Genomic DNA, 625 nt, shown 5'->3' on the forward strand with positions numbered 1-625 from the left:
CGAGGAGATCTCCAAAGGATAGAAACTATCCTTCAACACCATTTGACAAACTTCCTTTTTTATCAGCTATTGATCGGCAACTTTTTTCAATAATCGTTTCATCTCCGTGATCTCTTCACGTTGCGTTTTAGCGATCTTCTGTGCGAGGGCTTTGACTTCCGGATCGCTGAGTTGCGCGCGTTCACTGGTTAGAATCGCGGTCGAGTGATGGGGGATCATTTCTTGCATCCAAGCTGCATCGTGCACGGTCGCTTGGCTACGAACTAGATAAAGCGAGCCAGCAAATATCACCGCACTACCAAGTAGGATCAGGCGGTTCAAACGTTTATTCTGGTACATTGACCACATGAATAACAGCATTACAATGGCCATGGTGGCGCCCATAATTAGCGCCATATACAGTCGCGTTTGGCTTAGAAAAATATGATCTAATTGGAACACATTAAGGTACATTAACCCATACATAATAACTGTAGAGACAAGAATCATCAGTAAAAATTTCGTGTATTGTTTCATGACGTCCTCCTCGCTTTCGCTGGCTTTATTTTGACTGTAACAAAAAAAATAGGGTAGCGTCAAGAATCTTGTGTAAATGAAATGCCTTCGTACATATAATATGTATCTA

Annotated in this window: 1 protein-coding gene; it reads right to left on the minus strand. The window is 41.9% G+C overall.

The genetic code is table 11. From position 1 onward, the window contains the following. Window positions 1-66 precede the first annotated feature (66 nt). Window positions 67-516 carry a DUF305 domain-containing protein gene (locus tag FD20_RS12670; protein ID WP_010579557.1) on the minus strand — a complete coding sequence of 150 codons (450 nt, stop codon included), beginning with the start codon at window positions 514-516 and terminating at the stop codon, window positions 67-69. Window positions 517-625: the final 109 nt, after the last annotated feature.

The sequence above is a fragment of the Liquorilactobacillus uvarum DSM 19971 genome (assembly GCF_001434935.1).
Classification (GTDB): Bacteria; Bacillota; Bacilli; order Lactobacillales; family Lactobacillaceae; genus Liquorilactobacillus; species Liquorilactobacillus uvarum.

What these genes read in the sequence shown, in the direction of transcription:
- FD20_RS12670 (WP_010579557.1), bottom strand. Translation starts at nt 516, where the DNA reads ATGAAACAATACACGAAATTTTTACTGATGATTCTTGTCTCTACAGTT.